Below are 882 nucleotides of genomic sequence, written 5' to 3' on the forward strand. Positions count from 1 at the left end.
GCTTGGAAATGGGCACAGCCTTTGCCAACTCGCGCGGTAAAAACCTCTACGAATTTTGGGGCGATAAAATTACCGACCTGCTCAACCAAACGCTGAAGCAGGCCGGCAGCGACGTTTTAATCAACCTCGCCTCACAAGAATATTTCAAATCCGTCAACACCCAAAAACTCAACGCACGCCTGATTACGCCGATTTTTAAAGACGAGAAAAACGGCAAATACAAAATCATCAGCTTCTACGCCAAACGTGCGCGCGGTTTGATGGTGCGCTACGCGGCAGAACACGGCATTACCGAGCCTGAAATGCTCAAAAATTTCGACTACGAGGGCTATTCATTTAATGAAGCAGCTTCAAACGAAGCCGAATGGGTATTCATGCGTGAAGAACAATCTAAATAAAAACAAAATACTAGATATTTTCCCTAAAATACCACTTGGCAAAGGCCGTAAGTTCCATTAATATTACGGCTTCAAGAACGGAAGCGTGGCAGAGCGGTTTAATGCAACGGTCTTGAAAACCGTCGAGGGTTGATAGCCCTCCGTGAGTTCGAATCTCACCGCTTCCGCCATTCTTGATATTTTTTTATCTAGTGAAAATGAAATGTGAGACTTGATGATTCAAGTCTTTTTTTATTTTCAAATCCAAAGAATCCCACAAAGGCCGTCTGAAACTTTCTATAACGCAGTTTCAGACGGCCTAATACCTTTAAAAATTCCCCCAAATTCCTAAAGTCCTACCCAGACATTTAGAAATTTGGGGGATTTTTGCAAAGGTCTTCGCTTTTCTGATCTTTGTCATCAAGGGTATTAGCCTACCCATCACCAATACGGAATTTTTGCTCAACCATGGAGGGACGTTTTCCATGCCGACGCGATCGTGCAT

The 882-nt window shown here is 43.7% G+C and carries 1 protein-coding gene and 1 tRNA gene; both read left to right on the forward strand.

Going from position 1 to position 882, the window contains the following annotated elements:
* Positions 1–398: YaaA family protein (locus tag ACTHUE_RS19520; protein WP_440424227.1), on the forward strand; the 398-nt coding region annotated here is incomplete at its 5' end.
* A gap of 79 nt (positions 399–477) precedes the next feature.
* A tRNA-Ser gene (locus tag ACTHUE_RS19525) sits at positions 478–568 on the forward strand.
* Positions 569–882: the final 314 nt, after the last annotated feature.

Source organism: Neisseria sp. P0021.S005 (genome assembly GCF_051956955.1).